Source organism: Candidatus Phytoplasma citri (genome assembly GCF_002009625.1).
Classification (GTDB): domain Bacteria; phylum Bacillota_I; class Bacilli_A; order Acholeplasmatales; family Acholeplasmataceae; genus Phytoplasma; species Phytoplasma citri.
Map to the genome: position 1 here is coordinate 1 of NZ_MWKN01000094.1, position 3,669 is coordinate 3,669.

Consider the following 3,669-nt stretch of genomic DNA (forward strand, 5'->3'; position numbering starts at 1 on the left):
ATATACAAAAGAAAATAATAAAAAATATAATTATAAAAGTAATAATAATTAAACATATACCTAACGTTAGAAAAAAAGTTTGTGTACAATTAAACACCATTTTAGAATATCATACATAAAAACTCTTTTCAACTCTTTTCTATATATTTCTATATATACAAATTATATTTTTCAAATTGTAACATAAAAGATAAAAAAATTATTAAAAATCAAAAAACTTTTTAAAAAGGTATAAAAAATTTTTAATTTTTTAATTTTTTATGAACATCGAAGAAATAGGTCATTATTAGGGAAACGAAAAAGAAATAAATAATCCCAAAAATAATGTTAATTTAGAAATAGATATTAATTCTTAAAACCAATAAAAATATATCTATTTTCGAATGTAAATGATCTAATCAAAAAATAAATATGCCACAATTTTAACAATTAAATATCGACAAATAATATATAAAAAAAATATTTTCTTATCCAAATATTCTTTTGGGGGGGTTTTTACTAAAAAAGGATAGTTTCAAAATACAAAACCAAAGAATTTATTGTCCGTCCATTCTAGATGCCAATAGCTTAATTAAGTAACAAACATGATTACTTCATTTATTAATCAAAGATAGTAAATGATATTTAACCAAAAAGTTAGATTTATTTTATTTTTGAAAAATTCTTTAAATAATTCTTGTATCAAAATTTAATTTCTTTCTAAACAACATTTTTAGAAAAGACAGGAAATTATTTTTTCATCTTTTAAAAAAAAACTAACTTAATAGTTAGTCTTCAAAAGTTTTTAAAAATTAAAAAGTTTTTAAAGTTTGGGGAAAATTCAGATAATTAGATATTTAGTTCTCGTTTGGTGCTCAATTAAAATTATTAATTCTCTTTAATAATTCAAAAATAAATAAAAATTAAAGTTTAAAAATAAATTAGTCATTTTGATACTAGAAAACAAATTATTATTTTTCTTTATATCTCCAAAAAATATACATATTTTTAGCCTTATTAGCTATATATTTTAACTCTTCTAAAGTATACTTATTATCTGCATCATCTCTATTACCTGCATCAAAAAAAACTCCTAATAAATTTTCGGGTGGATTTTTAATTTTCCAAATCATACCAAATTCTTCCAATTCGGAATTATAACTAGGATATTCGCAAGACCAATCAAAATATTGTTTAAATAAATTATGTTTTTTTAAAATATCACCACTAGCAACAATTACATTAACAATTCTAGTTCCATTAATGAATTCATCTTGTGGCGGTGCAGCTATAATAATATTATTCAAAGTAGAAATTTTCACAAATATAAATAAAATATATAAATAAAAATAAAATTTTATCATAATTTTCCTAAATCTTCCTTTATTGAAAAATTAAATTATTTAATTAACTTAATTCATTAATTTTACGATTTATATTCTATAATAATTTAAACAATTTCGATCCAAAAATAAAAATTATTGGAAATTATTATTATATTTAATGTCTTTTTAGTTCAAACATGATAATTTAAACAATAATCGGAAATAAAATAATTAATAATTTAAATTAGAAATTATATTAAATTCCTACATTATTTCATTTATATATTAAATGATTTTTATTCATTTATTGAAAATAAAAAATAATTAACTCTCGAAGTTGTAAACTTTATATAGCTATAACAATTTAATTATGTGGATTATATTTATCAATTTAGTGTTAAAATTAGATATTAATGGGATTAAAATTATAATTATTAATTTTCGATTTTTAAAGTTTTTTTCAATATTATATTTAGAAAATATATTAAAATCATAACTCAAAAAATTATTAAACTTCTTAACATTTATATGCTATAATTATTAATAGAAATTTATTCTAATTGGAAATTTTAAATAATATCGATAACATGAATATAAAAATAAACAAAAAATATTAACAATATTTTTTTATTAATTATATTTTATTTTAGTAGCTTTATATATTTTGATTTCTTAAAAACAATTTTTTTAATGTATAATTAAATATTAAATAATAACTCAAATTTCAAATTTTAATATAAAACGAATAAAATCAAAATTAGATTCCCAAGCGAAAGATAATTTAATAATTGTAAATAAATATCTTATATTTATTAAATTTTTATAGAAAAAATTATTTCAAATTTTGATCATGACCTATTAATTTATATCTAATAAATTATTATTAGTTTAAAAAAGAATTATATAATTATGAAGAAAAAAATTTTAATAATAAAATAGTTCAAATTATAAAAGCATTAAATTAAAAAACATTAATTTAAATAAAATTTTTTTTCTAAAATTAGATTCTTTCATCAGAATACACAAAAAAATTAAAGATTTAAAATAAACAAAATCAGAAAAAAATAATACAAAAAACTTTTCCTAAATTTAAAAAATATCATGAAATATTATATAATTCAAGTAAATATGATAATATACATCAAAATTAATATTAAAAATTAATAATTCCTCATTAGAAAAATAAATTTCAATATATTTTAGAAATTAATATAAATTTAAAATTGTTATTAAATGAAAATTATTTATTTCTGATTTAAAATAATTCTTGTAATTTAGTAATTTAAATATTTATAAATTTAATTATAACAAAAGTATATGATCGATTTTTTATTAAAATTTAAATAATATTTAATTATTCTTGATTAATATTTTTTAAATTATATTTAAAAAATATGAATAGATTATTTGCGTTTCTGTGACAGCTAGCAAATATTGCAAACAGCCTTCGTCTAAACAGTGCGAACAAGTTTTCCAGGGAACTACTGCCCCTAATTTATTCCTGCTCAGGTTTTAACTTCTTGTTACCACTGGTTAAATTTTTATCCTTGACCTTTTATTCTTTTCAAATATTCTATTCTGTTGGTTGGTCCGATTTCAATGACAAATCTGAGAAATTACCATGATTTTCTTATTCATTATGCTTATCTAGTTAGATTCCGACACAATGAATTTCTAGGATTTGATTTTCTACTTGGCAAACTTCGCATTTTTATTCTGTTAACTTGTCAATTAATTTTGTTTGTCCTGGGAAAATATTAGGATTGATAATTATTCCGGTTATTTCGAATTGATAATTTCTAATGCCTTTAACTATTTTCCAGAAAAAACTATCCCATGACTCGAATTTTGTCTTTCGGATTAATAAGTTATCTTTATAATCATCATCCCAATTGATGATTGAGTTTATAACGATAAAAGTTTTTTGTTTAGTCGATAACATCTTTAAACAACCTGATTAATTGAAGTAATTTAAGTACGTTAGATGAATCAAATTCCTCACCATACAGAAATATGGAATAATTTGGTGATCCTTATTCAATTTCATTAAATTAATGTCACTTATAATGTTATCCCATCAACTCCGGGTGTTCCTGCCCCCCCTTTATTAGTAGCACCCCGATTAAACGCAAGGTAGTTATTCATCTCCCGCTTTAGTTCTTGTTTTAATGGGTGTTGTTTTAAAGATTGTTCGTAAATCTTATTTATGGTTCATGAAAGCTTAACTCAAAATCATTCCTATCTTCCGTGGTTGTAAAAATAAACAATAAATTACTTTCTTCTTTCGCCCTATAAGAGTCATTAACTCTCTTCTTGGTAAGCTGATTAACTAAATTATTCCAAATTTAGGTTTACCCTTACGACT

Annotated in this window: 2 protein-coding genes; both read right to left on the reverse strand. The window is 19.9% G+C overall.

Annotated features, from left to right (window positions below):
* Positions 1–950: 950 nt before the first annotated feature.
* The gene (locus B2G44_RS02210; RefSeq protein ID WP_078123191.1) at positions 951–1,343 is read right to left on the reverse strand and encodes an effector protein; all 393 of its coding nucleotides are present in this window, start codon (positions 1,341–1,343) and stop codon (positions 951–953) included.
* 1,672 nt (positions 1,344–3,015) lie between these two features.
* Complete coding sequence (locus B2G44_RS02215) at positions 3,016–3,246, reverse strand: hypothetical protein (RefSeq protein ID WP_078123192.1); 231 nt, start codon at positions 3,244–3,246, stop codon at positions 3,016–3,018.
* Positions 3,247–3,669: the final 423 nt, after the last annotated feature.

What these genes read in the sequence shown, in the direction of transcription:
- B2G44_RS02215 (WP_078123192.1), bottom strand. Translation starts at nt 3,246, where the DNA reads ATGTTATCGACTAAACAAAAAACTTTTATCGTTATAAACTCAATCATC.
- B2G44_RS02210 (WP_078123191.1), bottom strand. Translation starts at nt 1,343, where the DNA reads ATGATAAAATTTTATTTTTATTTATATATTTTATTTATATTTGTGAAA.